The sequence below is a fragment of the Microcoleus sp. S13_C3 genome (assembly GCF_036700905.1).
Classification (GTDB): Bacteria; Cyanobacteriota; Cyanobacteriia; order Cyanobacteriales; family Microcoleaceae; genus Microcoleus.
The window spans coordinates 1-17,803 of sequence record NZ_JAUBPT010000161.1 but is presented as its reverse complement, the minus strand read 5'-3'; the positions used below and the strand labels follow the sequence as shown (position 1 = coordinate 17,803).

At 46.9% G+C, this 17,803-nt stretch carries 16 protein-coding genes, 1 tRNA gene and 1 pseudogene; 6 read left to right on the top strand and 12 right to left on the bottom strand.

What is annotated here, in order from left to right:
* Nucleotides 1-156: 156 nt before the first annotated feature.
* Complete coding sequence (locus QUA16_RS30055) at nt 157-1,875, bottom strand: ATP-binding protein (RefSeq protein ID WP_333107880.1); 1,719 nt, start codon at nt 1,873-1,875, stop codon at nt 157-159.
* 44 nt (nt 1,876-1,919) lie between these two features.
* Entirely contained in the window at nt 1,920-2,279 is a 360-nt protein-coding gene (locus QUA16_RS30050; protein ID WP_333107879.1) for a hypothetical protein, read from the bottom strand.
* Between QUA16_RS30050 and QUA16_RS30045 the strand changes: the two genes are divergently transcribed.
* The 3 genes from QUA16_RS30045 (at nt 2,267) to QUA16_RS30035 (ending at nt 3,691) form a co-directional block, all read left to right on the top strand.
* Entirely contained in the window at nt 2,267-2,398 is a 132-nt protein-coding gene (locus tag QUA16_RS30045; RefSeq protein ID WP_333107878.1) for a hypothetical protein, read from the top strand. The genes QUA16_RS30050 and QUA16_RS30045 overlap by 13 nt on opposite strands.
* 86 nt (nt 2,399-2,484) lie before the next feature.
* Nucleotides 2,485-3,531 carry a M42 family peptidase gene (locus tag QUA16_RS30040; RefSeq protein ID WP_333107877.1) on the top strand — a complete coding sequence of 349 codons (1,047 nt, stop codon included), beginning with the start codon at nt 2,485-2,487 and terminating at the stop codon, nt 3,529-3,531.
* Between the two features lie 87 nt (nt 3,532-3,618).
* Nucleotides 3,619-3,691, top strand: a tRNA-Glu gene (locus tag QUA16_RS30035).
* 245 nt (nt 3,692-3,936) lie between these two features.
* On the opposite strand, the gene QUA16_RS30030 is transcribed toward QUA16_RS30035, so the two are convergent.
* Complete coding sequence (locus QUA16_RS30030) at nt 3,937-4,428, bottom strand: helix-turn-helix domain-containing protein (protein ID WP_333053723.1); 492 nt, start codon at nt 4,426-4,428, stop codon at nt 3,937-3,939.
* 222 nt (nt 4,429-4,650) lie between these two features.
* Here QUA16_RS30030 and QUA16_RS30025 point away from each other — a divergent pair, with 222 nt between their 5' ends.
* Together QUA16_RS30025 and QUA16_RS30020 are read left to right on the top strand one after the other, a co-directional pair.
* The gene (locus QUA16_RS30025; RefSeq protein WP_333107876.1) at nt 4,651-5,502 is read left to right on the top strand and encodes a hypothetical protein; all 852 of its coding nucleotides are present in this window, start codon (nt 4,651-4,653) and stop codon (nt 5,500-5,502) included.
* Nucleotides 5,503-5,565: 63 nt separating this feature from the next.
* A complete protein-coding gene (locus QUA16_RS30020; RefSeq protein WP_333107875.1) occupies nt 5,566-7,011 on the top strand; it encodes a hypothetical protein in 1,446 nt (481 codons plus the stop codon).
* Between the two features lie 93 nt (nt 7,012-7,104).
* Here QUA16_RS30020 and QUA16_RS30015 read toward each other — a convergent pair whose 3' ends face one another.
* From QUA16_RS30015 to QUA16_RS29975, 9 genes and pseudogenes are all read right to left on the bottom strand, one after another.
* Complete coding sequence (locus tag QUA16_RS30015) at nt 7,105-8,223, bottom strand: beta-glucosidase (protein ID WP_333181571.1); 1,119 nt, start codon at nt 8,221-8,223, stop codon at nt 7,105-7,107.
* 256 nt (nt 8,224-8,479) lie between these two features.
* Entirely contained in the window at nt 8,480-10,363 is a 1,884-nt protein-coding gene (locus QUA16_RS30010; protein ID WP_333107873.1) for a glycoside hydrolase family 2 TIM barrel-domain containing protein, read from the bottom strand.
* Between the two features lie 215 nt (nt 10,364-10,578).
* Complete coding sequence (locus QUA16_RS30005; RefSeq protein WP_333107872.1) at nt 10,579-10,935, bottom strand: STAS domain-containing protein; 357 nt, start codon at nt 10,933-10,935, stop codon at nt 10,579-10,581.
* A gap of 104 nt (nt 10,936-11,039) precedes the next feature.
* Nucleotides 11,040-12,281 (bottom strand): UDP-galactopyranose mutase, encoded by a 1,242-nt coding sequence (glf, locus tag QUA16_RS30000; protein ID WP_333107871.1) that lies wholly within the window; start codon nt 12,279-12,281, stop codon nt 11,040-11,042.
* A 152-nt stretch (nt 12,282-12,433) separates the two neighbouring features.
* Nucleotides 12,434-13,726, bottom strand: a complete 1,293-nt coding sequence (locus tag QUA16_RS29995; protein ID WP_333107870.1) for a glycosyltransferase family 1 protein — start codon at nt 13,724-13,726, stop codon at nt 12,434-12,436.
* Nucleotides 13,727-14,440: 714 nt separating this feature from the next.
* On the bottom strand, nt 14,441-14,581 hold the full coding sequence (locus tag QUA16_RS29990; protein WP_333107869.1) for a hypothetical protein: 141 nt from the start codon (nt 14,579-14,581) through the stop codon (nt 14,441-14,443).
* Nucleotides 14,562-15,077, bottom strand: coding sequence for an aldo/keto reductase (locus QUA16_RS29985; RefSeq protein WP_333107882.1), 516 nt, complete (start codon nt 15,075-15,077; stop codon nt 14,562-14,564). Before QUA16_RS29985 ends, QUA16_RS29990 begins: the two co-directional genes overlap by 20 nt.
* Nucleotides 15,077-16,343 (bottom strand): annotated as a pseudogene (locus tag QUA16_RS29980) (RNA-guided endonuclease InsQ/TnpB family protein). The gene QUA16_RS29985 and the pseudogene QUA16_RS29980 overlap by 1 nt, the downstream one beginning before the upstream one ends.
* 269 nt (nt 16,344-16,612) lie before the next feature.
* The gene (locus QUA16_RS29975; RefSeq protein WP_333107868.1) at nt 16,613-16,798 is read right to left on the bottom strand and encodes an aldo/keto reductase; all 186 of its coding nucleotides are present in this window, start codon (nt 16,796-16,798) and stop codon (nt 16,613-16,615) included.
* Nucleotides 16,799-17,224: 426 nt separating this feature from the next.
* On the opposite strand from QUA16_RS29975, the gene QUA16_RS29970 reads away from it, so the two are divergent.
* Complete coding sequence (locus tag QUA16_RS29970; RefSeq protein ID WP_333107881.1) at nt 17,225-17,626, top strand: fasciclin domain-containing protein; 402 nt, start codon at nt 17,225-17,227, stop codon at nt 17,624-17,626.
* The last annotated feature ends 177 nt before the right edge of the window (nt 17,627-17,803 follow it).

Here is a 17,803-nt window from a genome sequence, read left to right as displayed (position 1 = left end):
AGTTGTGGTCATTCGATGGACAGAGATTTAAACGCAGCAATTATGTTATCGCGGTTGGCTAAACCGTGAAAGCTTACCGAGGGATAACCGCTCCCATGCTCCCGATGAAGTAAGAAGCAAATGTCTAGACTTGTCTAGTATTTGTGTAGCAGTATGTCACCACCTGCTTATACGTCCGGTGAGGCTGGCCACCACCGCCACTAACTCAGCAGCATCTACGGGTTTGGTCAAATGTATCTGAAAACCTGCTAATAGTGCCTGCTGACGATCGTCATTTCGGGCATAAGCCGTCAGCGCGATCGCGGGTAGCCTACCGCCCCGCTGCGCTTCAAGTTGACGCAACTTGCGGATCAGGGAGTAGCCATCCTCATCCGGCATCCCAATATCGCTCACTAAAACATCGGGGCTGCGATCGCTTGCGGTTTCGATAATGGTCAAGGCGTCCTTTACCGAAGCAACAGCCATGACATCAGCACCATACTTTTCGAGAATCGTGCTCAGCAACTCTAGCGCGTCAGCCTCGTCCTCTACCACTAAGATTTGTAAGCCTTCAAGGGTCGATGAGCCCTGAAACCTCCCATTCGCCTTGACGATCGAGTTTAAGGGCTCTGGAGCGCTGGGTGGTAGATGGATAATCGTCACGGGCAGTTTGACTGTAAAAGTCGTCCCCTGTCCTATCCCTGGACTCACTACCGTTACAGTCCCGCCATGTAATTCAACTAATTGACGCACAATGGCTAACCCTAAACCCAACCCCCCATAACTGCGAGTGGTCGTGCTGTCGTGCTGGCTGAAGCGATCGAAGACAAACGGTAGAAATTCCGAGCTGATGCCTGCCCCAGTGTCGCTGACAGTAATTTCAACATGGGAATTAACCCGCTGCAAACGAATCTCGACTCGCCCGTCTTTAGGCGTAAATTTGAGGGCGTTAGAAAGTAGATTCCACACAACTTGCTGCAACCTATCGGCATCACCCAAGAGCGGGCCAACTTCAGAATCGATCCGGCTTTGCAGGCGAATTGACTTTGCCTCAGCCGCCAAGTGTACAGACTCAATCGCCGATTCAATCACCGGCACGAGGTTGACAGGACGGACTTGGAGGCGCAGTTTACCCGTGATGATGCGAGAAACATCGAGGATGTCTTCGATGAGCTGGGCTTGAGACTTCGCGTTTCGCTCGATCGTCTCCAAAGCCCGCGCCACCTTATCCTCACTCAGGCTTTTCTGCCTTAACATCGTTGACCACCCTAAGATCGCGTTGAGAGGAGTTCTGAGTTCATGAGAAAGAATCGAGAGAAACTCATCCTTGGCACGGTTGGCTGCCTCAGCGTCTGCCCGAATTATTTGTTCACGCATCAATAATTCGTCTTTGGTGCGATTAGAGGCTTCCAGTTGGGCAGTGCGTTCCTGCACCCGTTGCTCTAGCTCCACATTAATCGCCTGGATACGGCGGCGACTTTCTTCTAGTTCCTGGTTTGTAAGGGCGAGTTGGGCTGGACTTGGCGCATCGAGCGCCACTGGAATTAAGGGAATCAGTAAAAAGGTGAATGTATAGAAAGACCAAACACCAGTGAGAGCTTTGATCACTCCTGAAACCCAATAAATGGGATGCCAAAGTGTCACTATTCCCATCAGGTGCGTCGTGCCACATAAGGCAAAAATAAAAAAGAAACCAACCAGCAGCATCACCGTGTGGGCAGGCAGATCCTTACGCCCATTCGTAAAGTAAACAATGGCAACCGCCACCGAGTAATAAGCGAGGGTAGTCAAGGCATCTGAGGTTAAGTGGAGCCAGACTAACCCCGGTTTCCAGAGGTAACAATGCCCGTGAGGAATGAAATTACTAGAAAAGAAGGTGCTCAAGAGGTTAGGCATATTAGTTTACGGCGCTGTCAAGTTAATTTAGGGGTGTCATCAATTCAACCCGATGACGGCAGCAACCAGAAGAATCGCAGGCCGGAAAGTTCACCGCCTGACGGGTGATAGCGCGTCGCGATTGCCTGATACTGCTTCAGCTTGGGGAAAAAGTTCTTAATCAAATGACGGGCTTTGTACAATTGAGCATCGTAAGTTTCCAGGGTCTTGCAATTGCGGCGAGGTGAAATGACGGTGGTCTTCCCCTCGGCATTGAGGCGGTCAATCACGCGCTGATCTGGATCATAGCCCTTGTTAGCCAGCAGTGTATCCGCCACCAGTAATGGCTGCAGTTGGTCGCCTCCTGCTCGCGTCACCAGTTTGTCGGGGGGTGAGGTGAAACCCCAACGGATTGCCCAACGCATCCACGCGATCGCATGAATCTTGTTACTCGATCGCCTTTTGCTGCGTCCAATTGCTTCATTCCTACGCTCCTCAAAAAGCTCAGCAGGAAGATGTTTCTTTCAAGTGGGAAAATGCCTGAATTGAAACTAAGTGTACCGCCGGGAAATAGTGCGTAAATGTGCTTTAATATGTGTCAAAATTCGCTCCTAAAAACGAAAATAAAAAATGTTAGAGTTCGATCGCCTATTCCAAACAATCGAAGAATTAGTAATGCTGCACTCACCCAGCGGTGCGGAATCGGAAATTAACCAGCGGTTGATGGAAAAATTCGCCGCCCTGGGAGTGAATGCTTGGCTCGATCGCGCGGACAATGCGATCGCCCTAATTAAGGGCCGCAATCCCGAAAAGTCGATCGCCATTACCGCCCACAAAGACGAAATTGGCGCCCTAGTTAAAACAATAGGCGAGAGTGGCCGCGTGGAAGTCCGCAGATTGGGCGGCGCATTTCCTTGGGTTTACGGCGAAGGCGTGGTGGATTTGCTCGGAGACAAGCAAACAATTAGCGGCATTCTCAGCTTCGGTTCCCGCCATGTTTCTCACGAATCTCCTCAGAAAGCTCAGCAGGAAGATGTTTCTTTAAAGTGGGAAAATGCCTGGATCGAAACTAAGTGTACCGCCGAGGAATTAGCCGAGGCCGGAATTCGACCGGGCACGCGGATGGTGGTGGGAAAGCACCGCAAGCGCCCGCTGCGGTTGAAGGACTGGATCGCGAGCTACACTCTGGACAACAAGGCTTCAGTGGCGATTTTGCTGGCTCTGGCGGAATGTTTGAAAGAGCCTGCGGTGAATGTTTATTTGGTCGCGTCGGCGAAGGAGGAGGTTGGGGCGATCGGAGCTTTGTATTTCACCCAGCGCCAGCCGTTGGACGCGCTGATCGCTTTGGAAATTTGCCCTCTGGCGCCGGAATACCCGATTCGTGACGGCGAAAACCCGGTTTTGCTGGTTCAGGACGGCTACGGAGTCTACGATGAAGGATTAAACGCCCACTTGCGCGCAGCAGCCGCAGCAGCCGATGTAGAGGTGCAGTTGGCGGTAATTAGCGGTTTTGGGAGCGATGCTTCGATCGCCATGAAGTTCGGCCACGTAGCCCGCGCCGCTTGTTTGGCTTTCCCCACCCAGAACACCCACGGCTTTGAAATTGCTCATCTTGGGGCGATCGGCAATTGCGCCGCCATCCTCAAAGCCTACTGTGACGTGCTTTGGGACGAGTAGAAAAAAAAGTTTCCAAAAGTAGTTGACAGATTGGGAAAGATTAGTTAAGGTAATAAAGGTGCGGAACACAAGCAAACGCAACGACGCGCCCCCATCGTCTAGAGGCCTAGGACACATCCCTTTCACGGATGCGACGGGGATTCGAATTCCCCTGGGGGTATTGAAAATTTAAGTCTGATATCAAAGTGATATCTAGTATGTGGGGTGGGCATCTTGCCCGCCCTTATTGCTATTGGGTCTAACATTAAGTTGATGCGTTCGATCGCACATCTTGCACCATTCTCGCTTAACAGGCTTTCCGGCCTGTTCCACAAAGAGTGAATTTTCTTGTGGAACAGGCCGGAAAGCCTGTTCATAAACAAGTAATTGAGAATGGTGCAACATCTCAGTTCGATCGCACTTTCCTTAGTTTGCACCATTGCCATTGATATCAAACTTTTCTATAATGGGAATCTCTGAAGGTGAGGAGGCGACTATTCGCAGGTTTATATCAACTATGATTTGATTTTTATCAACAACTACATTTGCTTTTTTTATTAAGAATTTTATTGGTAAACAATCACCTGATTCAGGTTCGGGAGATGGCTGAGTTTTATATCCTGCGTCCTCCAGCCATTCACAAATCTTCCTCCAGTTTTCTACCTTTTCATCAGCTTTACCTACAAGATTTTTTACATATTGGTATAAAGTATTACAGAAATCTACCGCAATTCCCTTGGGGTTTTTACTGAGCCTTTCGGCAATTTCGGCGGGACTGTAGCCGCAGAGTAGACCCCGTAGATGTTGTTTCTCTGTGGGCGTGAGCCGCTTTCCCTTGGCGGATGCTAGGTCTGTGTAAAGAGTTTCTAAGTCCCAGTCGCGGGCAGCTTCGGAGAAGCGATCGTTAGAGGATGCCATTGCAGGGGATAGGTTTTTGGATTTTTTATAATCAAAGTCTAACACGATTCCTAATGCTTATTAGTTTCTTTGTTAAGGGTAGTTAGATTAGTATCAAGGAAAGCAGGATCGTGATTAATTTTACACCTGGAATCGGGGGAAGGCTCACTGCTGGCGCGGTAGAGTTATCTGCTGGACAGAGTTATCAACACAAACTCCTCATAATTAGGTATTTACCCGTAAATGTTTAACCACGAATACAAAAAAGAGGCACAAGAGAAACTGCGCCGTGCAGTAGAAAAGTACCAAAGAGATTGTGAGTATTTACAAAATGCCGCTGGAAGTCTTTATCAAACGCGAGTTAATCGTGGGGTTGAGATTATCCAACTATGCGAAAATTACATTAACACGCTGGCCAATTCGCCAAAAGAATTTAGCAAAGTTGTTACAAAACTGAAGTTTCAGCTCAAGGAAATTACTGGCGAAGATTGGGATCTAATTTATTCGGATCATAACAGCAATGTAGCAGCAGCAGGTGGTGCAGGAGTCATGGCTGGAGCAGGAGTTGCCTGTTTTGGGCCAGCAGCAGCAATGGCAATTGCCACAACTTTTGGAACAGCCTCAACAGGTACTGCGATTGCTTCTCTTTCCGGTGCAGCCGCCGTTAATGCTGCTTTAGCCTGGTTAGGAGGTGGCGCTCTTACTGTGGGTGGTGGCGGTATGGTGGCTGGAAATGCACTGCTGGCACTAGCAGGGCCGATTGGCTGGGGGATTGGTGGTGTAGCTTTGGCTGGTAGTGCTTTTTGGACAAGTAGCGAGAATGAGAAAATTGGGAACGAAGCCAACAACCGCGCTCTTGAAATTGAAGGTGACACAGCTAAAGTCAACATAACCAAGAAAGAAGTCAATCTTCTTGAGGGGGAAACTGTCAAACTAGCTAACTTGATTCAAAGTGAACTGCAATACTTCAAGCAGAATGCACCTTTGAATTACCTGAATTTTAGCCAAGCTCTCAAACAAAGGCTGGGGACTTTAATCAATTCCATTACTTCCCTGAGCGAGTCTATTAAAAAGACCGTAGACCTGAAAATGTAATTATAATTTGGAGTGCAGCATTATCCTCTAGCAATTAGGGAGTAATGCTGCAATTTTTTAAACATGGAAAAAAGAGAAGATAGACATCTGACAACTCAATTCGTTGCTGCAATAGTAGCAGAGGAAAATCTGCGCCATGCAGAACAGCTTGCAACGGAACTCAGTAAACAAGACCGAGCGTTTTTTGCAGCGGTCGGGGAGATTGATAAAGTTCGTGATTTTGTAGGTAGCCCCGAAAAAATTCTGGGAAACACAAGCACAAAACACGGTGAAATAGCTGAGCAAGTGGAAGTTGGTATTCGCAATGCAAAATCTCTTTTGAACTCCTCTGAAACTCGCGCTACTTTTGACGGAGTGGGTAGAACAGCACCGGAAGATTATTTAATTGATGGTATTAAAGTACAGTCTAAATTTGTGAATGGGATTGGCAATAATTTAGACCACGTTCTCGACCACATGAAGAAATACGAAAACTTTGGCAGAGATGGGTCATATTACCATATCCCTAAAAACCAATATGAAATTATTGATAAAATATTGAAAGGGCAACAAGTCGAGGGAATAACAAGTCGTACTGCTCAAAAAATACAAGAAAAAGCTCAAGAAATAGAGCAGATGTCTGGTCGTCCTTTCAGTCAGACTGTTCAAGCTGGAGCGTCTAACTATGAAGATGTGCAAATAGGCAAAGTTGACGATACGCTAGACCGCAAAGAGCATGAATTAAAGCAAGAACACAAACAAATTAAGGATGGGATACGCTACGAGGCTCAACCTACTCTGGCTGATTTTGGTAACGTTGCTGTTAAAGGCGCGGTTATTGGTGGTAGTATTCGATTTGCTACTAAGCTTTACGCTAAGTATAAGCAAGGTAAAAACGTTTTTAAGGGTGAGTTAACCCCCGAAGACTGGCAAGAAATTGGAATTGATACCGCAAAAGGAGCTGCACTTAGTGGTATATCGGCAACAGTTATTTATGGGCTAACAAATTTTACCCAAATGTCTGCACCTTTAGCTGGTGCTTTTGTTAGTGCAGGCTTGGAAGTTGCTAGTTTAGTCGGTAGTTTGAACCGAGGGGAAATTACTGCCGATCAATTCGTTGAATTAAGTTTATTTGCTTGTGCTGATTCAGCCATTGTTGCTGCTGGAGCTACAATCGGACAAGCTTTGATTCCGATTCCTGTTGTTGGCGCTGTCATTGGTGCGATCGCGGGTCGAATCGTGACTGGTTTTTGCAAGCAGTTATTGGGACAAGATACTCATCTTGCTCGACAATTGGAACAATATTATCAACAGTCCCTGGCTAAAATTGACCGAGCTTACAAGGTAGCCGTTGCTAATCTTCTTGCTACCTATGAACGACTAGGTAATTTAGCAGAAGCAGCTTTTGATCCTAACTTAAACCTCGAAGTGAGATTACAAGCTAGTATCGAATTAGCTGAAGCTTATGGCGTTTCTGATTCCAAGATTATTCACAATGTAGATGAGCTTGACTCTTTTATGCTGAGTTGAGCGAATAAAATATTAGGAAATCATCGGGAATTTTTAACGCAGATTTAGTATAAGGTGCGCCGCAGCGCACCCTACAGAATTATATAGCAATCATCAATCCTTCAACTTCAGCAACGGTTCAATCTGCTGCCTTTGAAACTGCAATTCATCCGCCAAAGGTTGGTAAATTTCCCGATCGCCCGATTCATTGCAATAATCCCACAAACCATTGTAACAGTGCCTGTCGTCGTCCCAACCCGGATGGTTAACAATCGGATACAAGCAGATTCCCTCTATCGGAACTCCTGCTTTCATCGCCCCCATTACCTCAGTGCACACATAATTAAACCAGACAGGTCTAAAATCGTCTTCAGTGCCTGTTTCAGCGATGAATAAGGGGCGGCCGTAGCGCTCAAACACTTCTTGCAGCATTTCACGAAACGGGCGGTACAGCGGATCGGTGTATTTCATGGGCTCTTCATTGTGAACCCACTGATTGCGATCGTAATAATTCACCCCAATAATATCGAGATATTTTTCCTTACCGCCGAGTTCCGGGCGAAAGCGTCCAGCCAACATATCCCAAGCTTGATATTGAGATAAGCGATAACCTTCCGCCGCGTCCCGATCCTCCGGTTTGTCAGGGTCAGCAATAATGTTAATTGTGGGGTCGATTTGAACGATGCGGGTGCGGGGATTGACTTGCCAAACTGATTCTATCGCTGCGATCGAAGCTTTGATTAACTGGATTTTTAGCTCGTCTCCCCGCCCTTTCGCAAACGGATTGATGTAGGCGACATCGCCGCCTGCCCAAGCAATAAATGAAATTTCATTGACAGGTGTTACAAAAGGTGTTTGGTCTGTTTCCTCAGTTAGCACTTCCATAAAAGCGCGCACCATGCTTGCAAACCTGGACACAAATTCGGGACTGAAAATATCAATATCGTCTGGCCAGCCGTAGTGAAACAAATCCCAAATTACCTGCATTTTCATGTCGCGGGCGGCCCGGATAATTGGCAGGGAACTGGAAAAATCGTATTTTCCGGGTGTCTGTTCGATTAAGTGCCAGCGGAGGCCTTCGCGGACTGTGTAAATGCCTTGCTGCTGCAAGCGTTGGTAGTCGGCTGCTACAAATTTATCGTGGCCGGTGGCGGCTGTGACATCGAGACGCTTTCCTGATAGCAATTTGTGGGTGGAACATTCAAAGCCGCCCATGAAAAAACTTTGAAACATCGATCGAATGGGTAATGGGTAATGGGGCATTGGGCATGGGGCATGGGGCATCGGGCATTGGGCATTGGGCATTGGGCATCGGCCAAACAGGGCATCGGGCATTGGGCATTGGAAGAGGTTCATAAATGATTGAGACTTGTTATATCCAATAACTTGGAACTGCGGGCAATTATTACCAATCACCAATCACCAATTACCAATTACCCATCACCAATCACCAATCACCAATTCCCTATGCCCCATGCCCCATGCCCAATTAGCAGTGAGTAATAGCTGGCGGCTGTGAACTTTCTTCGGGAATATCCCAGCCGAGAGTTGCCGCCGAGATGACCTCTAGGGGAAACTTGGGAGTGCGATCGGCATACAGCAAACCGTTAGCTTCTTGGTAAGTATCGGTTAACTGCGTGTAACAAAATCCGCTAAACATTTCCACTCGGTTTACCACCTTCAACAGCGCGCTGTAGCGCCTTTGCAGTTCCAGCGTGTCCGACGCGCGCACGTAGCCCCAAACCCTGAAAAAATCGGGGTTTTCGCGACCGGCGCAGGCAATGCCGCCGAATTCTGTCAGCATCACCGGCTGTCCTTGGTGCGGGTGGCCGTCGAGGGTGAGGACTCGCCCGCCGGGACGCCCGCGATCGAACAAATCGGCTAGCTGGACTTCGGGCCCGTAGCGTTTGGCTAGGGTTTGCGGGTTGTTGTCGTAGTCGTGAATCGCCAGGATATCGGTATCGATGCTTTCCCAGCCGTCGTTACCGATGACGGGGCGAGTCGGATCGAGGGTTTTTGTCAAGAAATACAGCGCTTGCACGTAGTTGCGGTGGGCTGCGGCTTCGACTAAATTCGGAACTCCCCAAGATTCGTTGAACGGCACCCAGACTACGATACAGGGGTGGCTGGCGTCGCGGTCGATGACTTCCGTCCACTCGCGCGTCAGCCGTTGCACGGCTTTGGGAGTGAAGCGGTAGGCGCTGGGCATTTCTTCCCAAACTAGGAGCCCCAGCACGTCAGCCCAGTACAAAAATCGGGGGTCTTCGATTTTTTGGTGCTTGCGGACGCCGTTGAAACCCATTGCTTTGACTAATTCGACATCCTGCCGCAAAGCTTCGTCGGAAGGGGCCGTCATCATGGTGTCGGGCCAGTAACCTTGGTCGAGCACCAGTCGCAAATAGTAGGGGCGGCCGTTTAGCATGAAGCGATCGCGCTGGATGCTGACCGTCCGCATGGCGGTATAAGATTTAACCTCGTCGAGGAGTTTGCCGTCGGCCCACAACTGCACTTGAGCGTTAATTAGCGTCGGTTTTTCGGGGCTCCACAGCAATTCGTTGCGGTAGTCGTCGATACCAGGGTCGGAGAGGGCGATGCGGCGGTGGATTTCGCCGTTGATGACTTCGTAGGTGTCGTTGACCAGCAGCATACAGCCGATCGACAGTTTAACTTTAATCTGGATTCCCGACTGGCGATCGCCCGCGACAAACGCTTCAAAACCGATTTCCCAGCGTTCAAACTGGGGAGTCCAGCGGATGCGATCGATATAAGTGTGAGGCACCAATTCTACCCAGACTGTCTGCCAAATGCCAGTCGTGCGCGGATACCAAATACTATGTGGCTCTATTTGCCAGTCTTGCTTGCCGCGCGGTTGCTCCAAATCTTGCGGGTCGTCCTGGGCCCAGACTGTCACCCGCTGCGGCCCGTTGAGGTTCACAAGTGCTGTAATGTCTACGGTGAAAGGAGTGTGTCCGCCTTCGTGTTCGATGACAAACTGACCGTTCACCCAGACGCGGGCGCGGTAGTCTACGGCCCCAAAGTGGAGGAGAACTCTGCCTTCTGTGTGGGGTACGTCAAATTCGCGTTCATACCAGCAGTTGGCGTGAAAATTCGTGTCGCCGATCCCGCTTTTTGCCGATTCTGGAGCAAACGGCACTTCTATAGTGTGAGTCCACTCCGAAATATCGATCGGCTGCACGCAGTGGCCCGCGTCATCGTAAGCAAACCTCCACTGACCATTGAGACAAATCCAGTTGCTCCGGCGCAATTGGGGGCGCGGATAACCTGTTTTCCGCCCTTGAACAGTCACCTTACTATCAAGAGTTGCAGACTCTTCTATCTCGCAATTTTCAAGTGCTCTACCTAACCAACTCATCGGCACATCTACCCAAAGTTATATTTATAGGTTAGCGACAATTACCCTGACTTTGACAAGTTTTTTGCTGATTAATTTGCAGAAGTTCTGCACCTTAAAACAGGCTCATCTGAAGGCTCTCTTGTGCTGAACTCATTAATCAGAAGAAAGAAGAAAAAACCCTGAAGATTTTTCCTATCCCCCCTCTCGCCCGATCCCCATCGGACCCTCTCCCTCTAGCTAGCAAGACTTGGCAAACCTCCTAACTGTTCAGTTAGCTCACTTTTGAGAGAAAATTCTTCGGCGAACGGCAAACAATGAAATATTTGCTGTAGTCCCGTGAGTTCAAATAGAATTCTAACTTGTTCGCTCATGGCAGAGATCAAAAGTATACATTTGCTGTCTCTAACTAATTTCACGATCGCCACTACAGCCATTAACTCGGAATTTTTCAGGAAATTTATTTGTGAGAAATCCAGCATAAGAATTTTGCCACCGCTTTCAATGAGGCGCTGTATTTCTTTCTGAAACTGAGCAAATTGAGAATTTTCCAAAACCTCATGAGACAAAACAATTTTCACTAGAACGTTCATGTTTACCTCAATGCTTGTTTGAATTATTAAATAACTTTTGATGAAAACCGAGTAAGGTGCTCTGTGGGCACCTTACCTTTTTACCCGTCAGTCGCAGATTCCAGCTACTTGCTAGCAGATTTGCCGTTGCTGTTGCTGTTGCCGTGGTTGACAGCAGCGACTTCTAGAGAAGTTGTGGCTGGGGGATGGGCAACTCCATTGGATGTGCTGACATTAGAGGCAGAACCGTTAACATTTTCTACCAATTCAATCACCGGCTTGGTAGTAATTTGTTTGTAAGTTGTCAGAGCTTGAGCGACCACTTGATCCATGTTGTAATACCTGTAAGTCGCCAGCCTTCCCACGAAAGAGACTCCCGGAGTTGCATCAGCCAAAGCCTTATATTTCTTGTAAATTTCGGCATTTTCGGGACGGGGAACCGGGTAGTAAGGGTCTCCCTCAGCTTGGGGATATTCGTAGACAATGCTAGTTTTTAGATGCTCTTGTCCGGTGAGGTATTTAAACTCGGTGCAGCGAGTATATAAATGCTCGTTGGGGTAATTTACCACCGGTGCTTCTTGGTGTACGGCTACGTTCAGTGTTTCGTGCTTGAATTCCAAGGAACGGTAAGGAAGTTTGCCGTAGCAATAATTGAAATAGGAATCGACAGGCCCGGTGTAAATCATTTCTCCGTAAGGGATAAAACCCTCAATCTCCCGGTAGTCGGTATTCAGCATCACCTTGATGTTTGGGTGAGAAAGCATCTTTTCAAACATCCGAGTGTAGCCGTGCAGGGGCATTGCTTGATAGGTATCGGTGAAATAGCGATCGTCCCGGTTAGTGCGAGTGGGTACGCGCGCAATCACTGAGTTGTCGAGTTCCGACGGGTCCATTCCCCACTGTTTGCGGGTGTAGTTGCGGAAGAATTTCTCGTAAAGTTCGCGACCGACTTTGCTGACAACTACATCTTCGGAAGTGCGAATGTAATCCTTTGGTTCTGCTACTTTCGCGAAGAAATCTTCTACTTCAAATGAGGTGAGATTCAGTCCGTAAAGTTTATTTACGGTGTTGAGATTGATCGGAATTGGTAGCAGTTGACCGTCAACGCTGGCGAGGACGCGGTGTTCGTAGGGCCGCCACTCGGTGAAGCGCGAAAGATACTCGAAAACTGGGCGCGAATTGGTGTGAAAAATGTGGGGGCCGTATTTGTGTACGAGGATGCCGTGGTTGTCGTAGTGATCGTATGCGTTGCCGCCGATGTGGTTGCGGGTATCAATTATCAGGACTGTTTTTCCGGCTTCATTTGCTAGTCTTTCGGCAATGACGCTACCTGCAAATCCTGCTCCGACGATTAAATAGTCAAACATTGAAACACCTCTGAGTGTGGGTAAGGGTAAGGGTAAGGAATAATTGGTAATTGGGCATTGGTAATTGGGCATTGGCCCGCGCAGGGCATTGGTAACAACTCACAAATAACCAACAGCCAACAGCCAACAGTTAACAGTCAACAGCCAACTGACTACTGACTGCTGACTAAGGACTTCTGCTTTCTGCCTGCGATCGCACTTTCGATCAACCCCAGCATTTCGCCCCAGGTATTGTCCCAAGAATTGTCTGCTAAAAAGGCGTCTACTTCGCTCAGCCACTTGGTGCGAACGTCCGAACTTTCGCTGAGGATTTCTTGGGCACAAGCAACGAATTCTTCAGAAGTGCTAGCAATCCGAACCAAGCCGTTTTCTCCGTAGGGCCGCACTACATCGCGGATAGGAGTAGAAATGACAGGTTTGCCGGCAGCGAGGTATTCTGGAGTTTTCGTGGGACTAATAAACTTAGTCGATTCGTTAATCGCAAAAGGCAGCATTGCGATATCCCAGCCCCCAAGATACCCGGGCAGTTCTTGATAAGATTTGCCACCGAGATAGTGGATATTTGGGTGAGTTGGCAGAGTTGCCCGATCGATTTTCGCCACCGGGCCAATGATGACTAAATGCCAGTCCGGCCTTGCTTGGGCAATGCCCCCCAGCAGTTCGATATCCATGCGTTCGTCTATGACGCCATAAAATCCCAAACGCGGGTGAGGAATGTCTTTTTGATCCGCCGGTTCTTCTGAAAGATTCCTGGCTGTCGCAAAGTGTTCTTTTTCGATGCTGCTGGGGAAGGCGTGAATGTTTGGGTGCTGGTGCTGTTTGGCTTCGTAAAGGTTGTGTCCCCCGGTAAATACTACGCTGGCGCGCTTTAATAGTTGGTTTTCATTGGCTTTTAAATCCGGGTGCGCGCCTTTGAATGCTGACAGTTCATCCATGCAGTCGTAGACGACAGCTAGCGGCTTTAAGTGGTTTGTGAAACTGACAGCCATTGGTGTGTAATACCAGAGGATGTACTGGCTAATTTCTGCAGATCGAAACAAATCATCTAGCATGGCTTGCTGAGCAGTTTGTGCTGTTGCTTCGCTGATTCCTTCGCTCAGGTGCGGTACTATTACCCAGACTCCGCTTTCGTGGATGCTGACATCGAGCCACCAATCTGTAGCCTCGCTCAAAATTGGTTCTTCTACAAAGAAGACGCGACGATTTTTGGCACAGCGACTCAAGAGATGTTGCGGACGCTGATAGACAAAATTCCACCGCAAATGAGACAGGCAAACTAAATCTGGTGCATCTAAAGCCTCAGTTTTTGATAAGTTGGCGCGCAATGCGGGCGAGGGAGCGAATTGAGAGGGCGATTTGGCAGGATCTATAGAGGTAAATCGGATCTCCCATGCTCGACTTTTATTGCTATAATTATTGTTTACTGAGTGTTCTGGGGGCGACATATTAGCCTCTGGAATTTGTCAATGAAAATTTGTCAGTTAAAATTGGTCAATAGGATATATTTCTCAGCAGTGTCTTACTGAAAGTCGCAAGCCTCAATCTGAGAACTTTTATTGACGAGCAAGCGCCGCATTCAGGGAGCCAAACAAAGAAACTGTTTAGCTGCGGAAAAACACGCTTATCTGCTTTTTTCACAATATTAACTTAGAGATAAGTTAATATTGTTAGACTTGCTATTGTTGTTAAATATAACCCAGTTTTCCTGCCTTTACTTCTATCTGAAGGATGACTTTTTTCTCAGGAGACACCTAGCTTGTATGCGGGGTTCCAATGCCGTTAAAATGCCGATCGACCTTGTAAAATGACTCTTAACTGGTAGGTACGGGGTGAAAAAAGAGCGAGTTTTATTGCTTTATTTGAAGATGAGAGAAAATTTGCCATCAAGTTTATGTTGCTTTTTGATTTGACAAACCTTGCTTTTTTTTAACTCATCCGATCGCTAATTTGTAAAATTTGTATCCTACTATACAGAAAATCCACCAACATTTCTGACTTCCGATAGATTAACAATTGACAGTTTATAGAGTGGGGTTAAATTCACCGGAGAGTACCTGTCTCAACAATAACAGAGAATCCAGGCAACCGCAACGATAAACCTAAGATTTTGCGCGAGTCTGTGACAAGAAAGCAAAGTGATGACATTTGCGCTGTGGGCGTCAGTTTAACCTCGCGCCCACAGCACAAATGTCAATCATCCCTCTAAGGGCGGGTTCGCTGATATCTGCAATCAAACGCCAAATATCCACATAAACCCGCGAGTAGAAAATAGCAGCAACTTTACAGTCGGCTGCTGTCAATTTTGGCGATTCCCCCTCCAAAGGCAAAATCTTGCACCATCGAACTCTTTAAGAAATCGTGAGGGAAACCCAATTCAATTGCACTTACTTTGTCTAACTGCTGCATTTGTTCGGGGGTTAATTTAAACTCCAAACAAGCCAGATTTTCCTGAAGTTGCGAGAGTTGGCGCGAGCCCACAATCGGAATAACTTCGACTGGCTGTTGGATCAGCCAATTTAGGGCTACTTGAGAAGCAGGTTTGCCAATTTCGGCTGCTATTTTGCTAACTTCGTCAGCAATTTTCAGGTCTCGTTCGTTAATTTTTCCCGATTCAGGTGAATTCAGCCGTTTAGCTTCGCTTGCTGTTTCTGAAGTGTTGTATTTTCCTGTCAGCAAACCGGCTGCTAGGGGGCTCCAAGCTGTGACGCCAATATCAAAGGCTTTTGCCATAGGGATCAAGTCCCGTTCAGGAGTTCGCTCTTTTAAAGAATAGCTGGCAAAAGTATAGTCATTTATTACATGGCATGGGAGGCGTTAAGTCCCTCCCCCTTCACTTTTACTTCGAGCGGATTAACCCGCCTCGGCTGAACTACGCAGCTCTCTATCAAGAAAGCTGAACGCATTTGGGATTGCTTTTCTGAGGATGTTGTAAGACCCGTTCACATCGGAATTAATTAATTGCCCGACCGATGTCTTGTACAAACCTCTCTTGATCCGCTTGCCACTAAATACAGCATCCTTATCGGTCTTTCCATAGACAGGAATCGGATCTAGAGTCAGAAAATTTGATTTCGAGGTATAAGATTCTTCTTGTACAATCACCTTAATCCCAACCAATCGAGCCTTATATTCCAACATCTCAATCAGTCGAGTATGAGGAATGCCGACAAAGTTTTGGTTGGTTTGCTTTCCTAAATCAATCTCGGTTTTCCATTGTGCATTTTTGCCGACAACTAGCGTCCCAATTTGATGGGCGACCAAAAGGTCAACAATTAGGCGACTGGTATGATGCAAGTAATTATCGACTTTTTGGTGGCGACAGCGAGTTAAGCGTTGAATGCGGGGTGAACTCTTGCGACTTCCTTTTAACTGAGATTGTAACCGTGCTTTACGTTTGTTGTAGAACTGGTTGATTGATTTCAACGGACGCCCGTTAATCAACAGAGGTATAAAACCCGGCTGATTTGAAGTTAACGCCGCTAAATTATTCAGACCTAAATCAATACTAGCTACGAAATTATCGTCGCTGGCGGTGGGCTCCGGTTCATCGTATATTACCTCAATCACATAAGAATCACATTTGGGAACCAGTCTAACTTGACAGATTCGAGCGGGTTCTAGCTGGGTTTTGATTGATAGATTAGTTCCCGAAAGCTTGACGATTCCTTTCTTTAATTGCTTGCTACTAATTGCCTGAATCGTATAGACAAGGATATTCCGACCCTTGACTTTATCTTTGTACTTCGGTAGCTTCGGGCGGCCAGTAAATTTAGAGTCATCAGCTTTGTAAGCTTTAACTGCTTCAAAAAAGGACTTCCAATTCTTGTCCAATATCATCAGTATTTGCTGACTGACCTTGGCTGGCAAAACCTTGTATGCTTGATGAGATTTCATCAAACGGTTCATCTCGTTGTAATTAACGTAACCCCATCCATAGATAAAACTCTGACGAATGACGTAGTTAGCGGCATTGTAGAGATTTTTGGACTTAAATGCTAATTTATCAATTTCGGCGAAACGGTGTTCCGTAGATTTAATGATGTGCCTCTGGGCTAGTTGCATTCAGAGCCTCCATCTTTTAACAATCACAACATTTTTTTGACTTCCATGACTATATAATACTACTCTTGTTTATTGATGCTTACCAACTTAATGAAGTTTCACAATACTTAGTGGCCACTACCCATTTTTCGCGATCGGCTGCGATGAACTCACCGACATATTTTTCGCTAGTAAGTAGTAGGACACAATTAATTACACAAAAATTTGGGCTACAAGCCTTGTCTAGTAAAGAATCAGCAAAAAATCAGTGTGTAATTAATTCTGTCCAATTACTTACCGTTGGTGTAGAGATTCGCGGTATCAATGAAATTGCCGCCTGCTTCTGCAAAGGCGTCGAACATTTGACGGCTTTCGTCGTAGGAGCTCCCCCAACCCCACTCTTCCCCAAAAGTCATGGTTCCGAGGCAGATTTCGGAAACGCGAAGTCCGCTGTGACCTAGTAGTTTGTATCTCATGTCACCCTTCCGCAAGTTAATGGTTGTTAACAGTTTAGATCGGGATTTCCCAAACTGTTGCCATCATTCGGGTGGCAAGTTTTACGGGGCCTTAGCGCTGTGCTTAATGTTAAATGTTTTGCCAAGTCAATCAAAATGTCGTAGCAGGGGCGAGGGTTCCCAGCCATTGCCCCTGCGTTTAGTTTAAATAGCCCGCCGGGGCGATCGGCTTACCAATGTATTTAGAATTACATTGCTCAATTAAAATACAGTAAAATCGGTAAATTCTCATCTACCTTTAGGTAGGTATTTACTGACATGAGTTATATATAAAAAAATGTTCTATTTTATATAAGACAACCAAACTGAACGAGAAAAAATATCTGTAGCTAAATTAACTTTTTAGCGTTATAGTGATTTACAGATTACAAAAACTAGGTGACTCACTTGGCTGACATCGTTGATACCGCCGTTTCGGCAGGCTCTTTTACTACCCTAGTTGCTGCCGTCCAAGCCGCTGGTTTAGTAGATACTCTCAAAGGCGCTGGCCCCTTCACAGTTTTCGCGCCTACTGACGAAGCTTTTGCTAAGCTTCCCGCAGGTACTGTAGAAGCACTGCTTAATGACATTCCTAAGCTGACAAAAATCCTGACTTATCATGTCGTTTCCGGCAAAGTTCTGGCTGCTGATGTGGTAAAGCTGACATCTGCCAAGACAGTTGAAGGTTCAGAAGTGAAAATTGATGCTTCCAATGGCGTCAAAATCAATGATTCTACCGTTACAGCAGCCGATGTTGTTGCTGATAATGGCGTCATCCACGTTATTGATTCAGTCTTGCTTCCTGCGTAAGCACAGACTTAGATAGCGCAATACTATCTTGAGGGCGGTGGCTATTGTTAGCCACCGCCCTGTTTTAGTTGAGGTTTAAATATTTTAGGCGGCTCAATAATAGACCTCTTGCAAAAATCCTTTTCCTCAATTGATGGGACGGGCTCTTCGGCCCATCCCACAAGAGTTATTTTTTCT

Coding starts and splice junctions, on each gene's coding strand:
- QUA16_RS30005 (WP_333107872.1), bottom strand. CDS start 10,935: ATGAACGTTCTAGTGAAAATTGTTTTGTCTCATGAGGTTTTGGAAAAT.
- QUA16_RS30040 (WP_333107877.1), top strand. CDS start 2,485: ATGTTAGAGTTCGATCGCCTATTCCAAACAATCGAAGAATTAGTAATG.
- QUA16_RS30015 (WP_333181571.1), bottom strand. CDS start 8,223: ATGTTTCAAAGTTTTTTCATGGGCGGCTTTGAATGTTCCACCCACAAA.
- QUA16_RS29975 (WP_333107868.1), bottom strand. CDS start 16,798: ATGAGATACAAACTACTAGGTCACAGCGGACTTCGCGTTTCCGAAATC.
- glf (WP_333107871.1), bottom strand. CDS start 12,281: ATGTTTGACTATTTAATCGTCGGAGCAGGATTTGCAGGTAGCGTCATT.
- QUA16_RS30050 (WP_333107879.1), bottom strand. CDS start 2,279: ATGCGTTGGGCAATCCGTTGGGGTTTCACCTCACCCCCCGACAAACTG.
- QUA16_RS30020 (WP_333107875.1), top strand. CDS start 5,566: ATGGAAAAAAGAGAAGATAGACATCTGACAACTCAATTCGTTGCTGCA.
- QUA16_RS30010 (WP_333107873.1), bottom strand. CDS start 10,363: ATGAGTTGGTTAGGTAGAGCACTTGAAAATTGCGAGATAGAAGAGTCT.
- QUA16_RS30025 (WP_333107876.1), top strand. CDS start 4,651: ATGTTTAACCACGAATACAAAAAAGAGGCACAAGAGAAACTGCGCCGT.
- QUA16_RS30055 (WP_333107880.1), bottom strand. CDS start 1,875: ATGCCTAACCTCTTGAGCACCTTCTTTTCTAGTAATTTCATTCCTCAC.
- QUA16_RS30030 (WP_333053723.1), bottom strand. CDS start 4,428: ATGGCATCCTCTAACGATCGCTTCTCCGAAGCTGCCCGCGACTGGGAC.
- QUA16_RS29995 (WP_333107870.1), bottom strand. CDS start 13,726: ATGTCGCCCCCAGAACACTCAGTAAACAATAATTATAGCAATAAAAGT.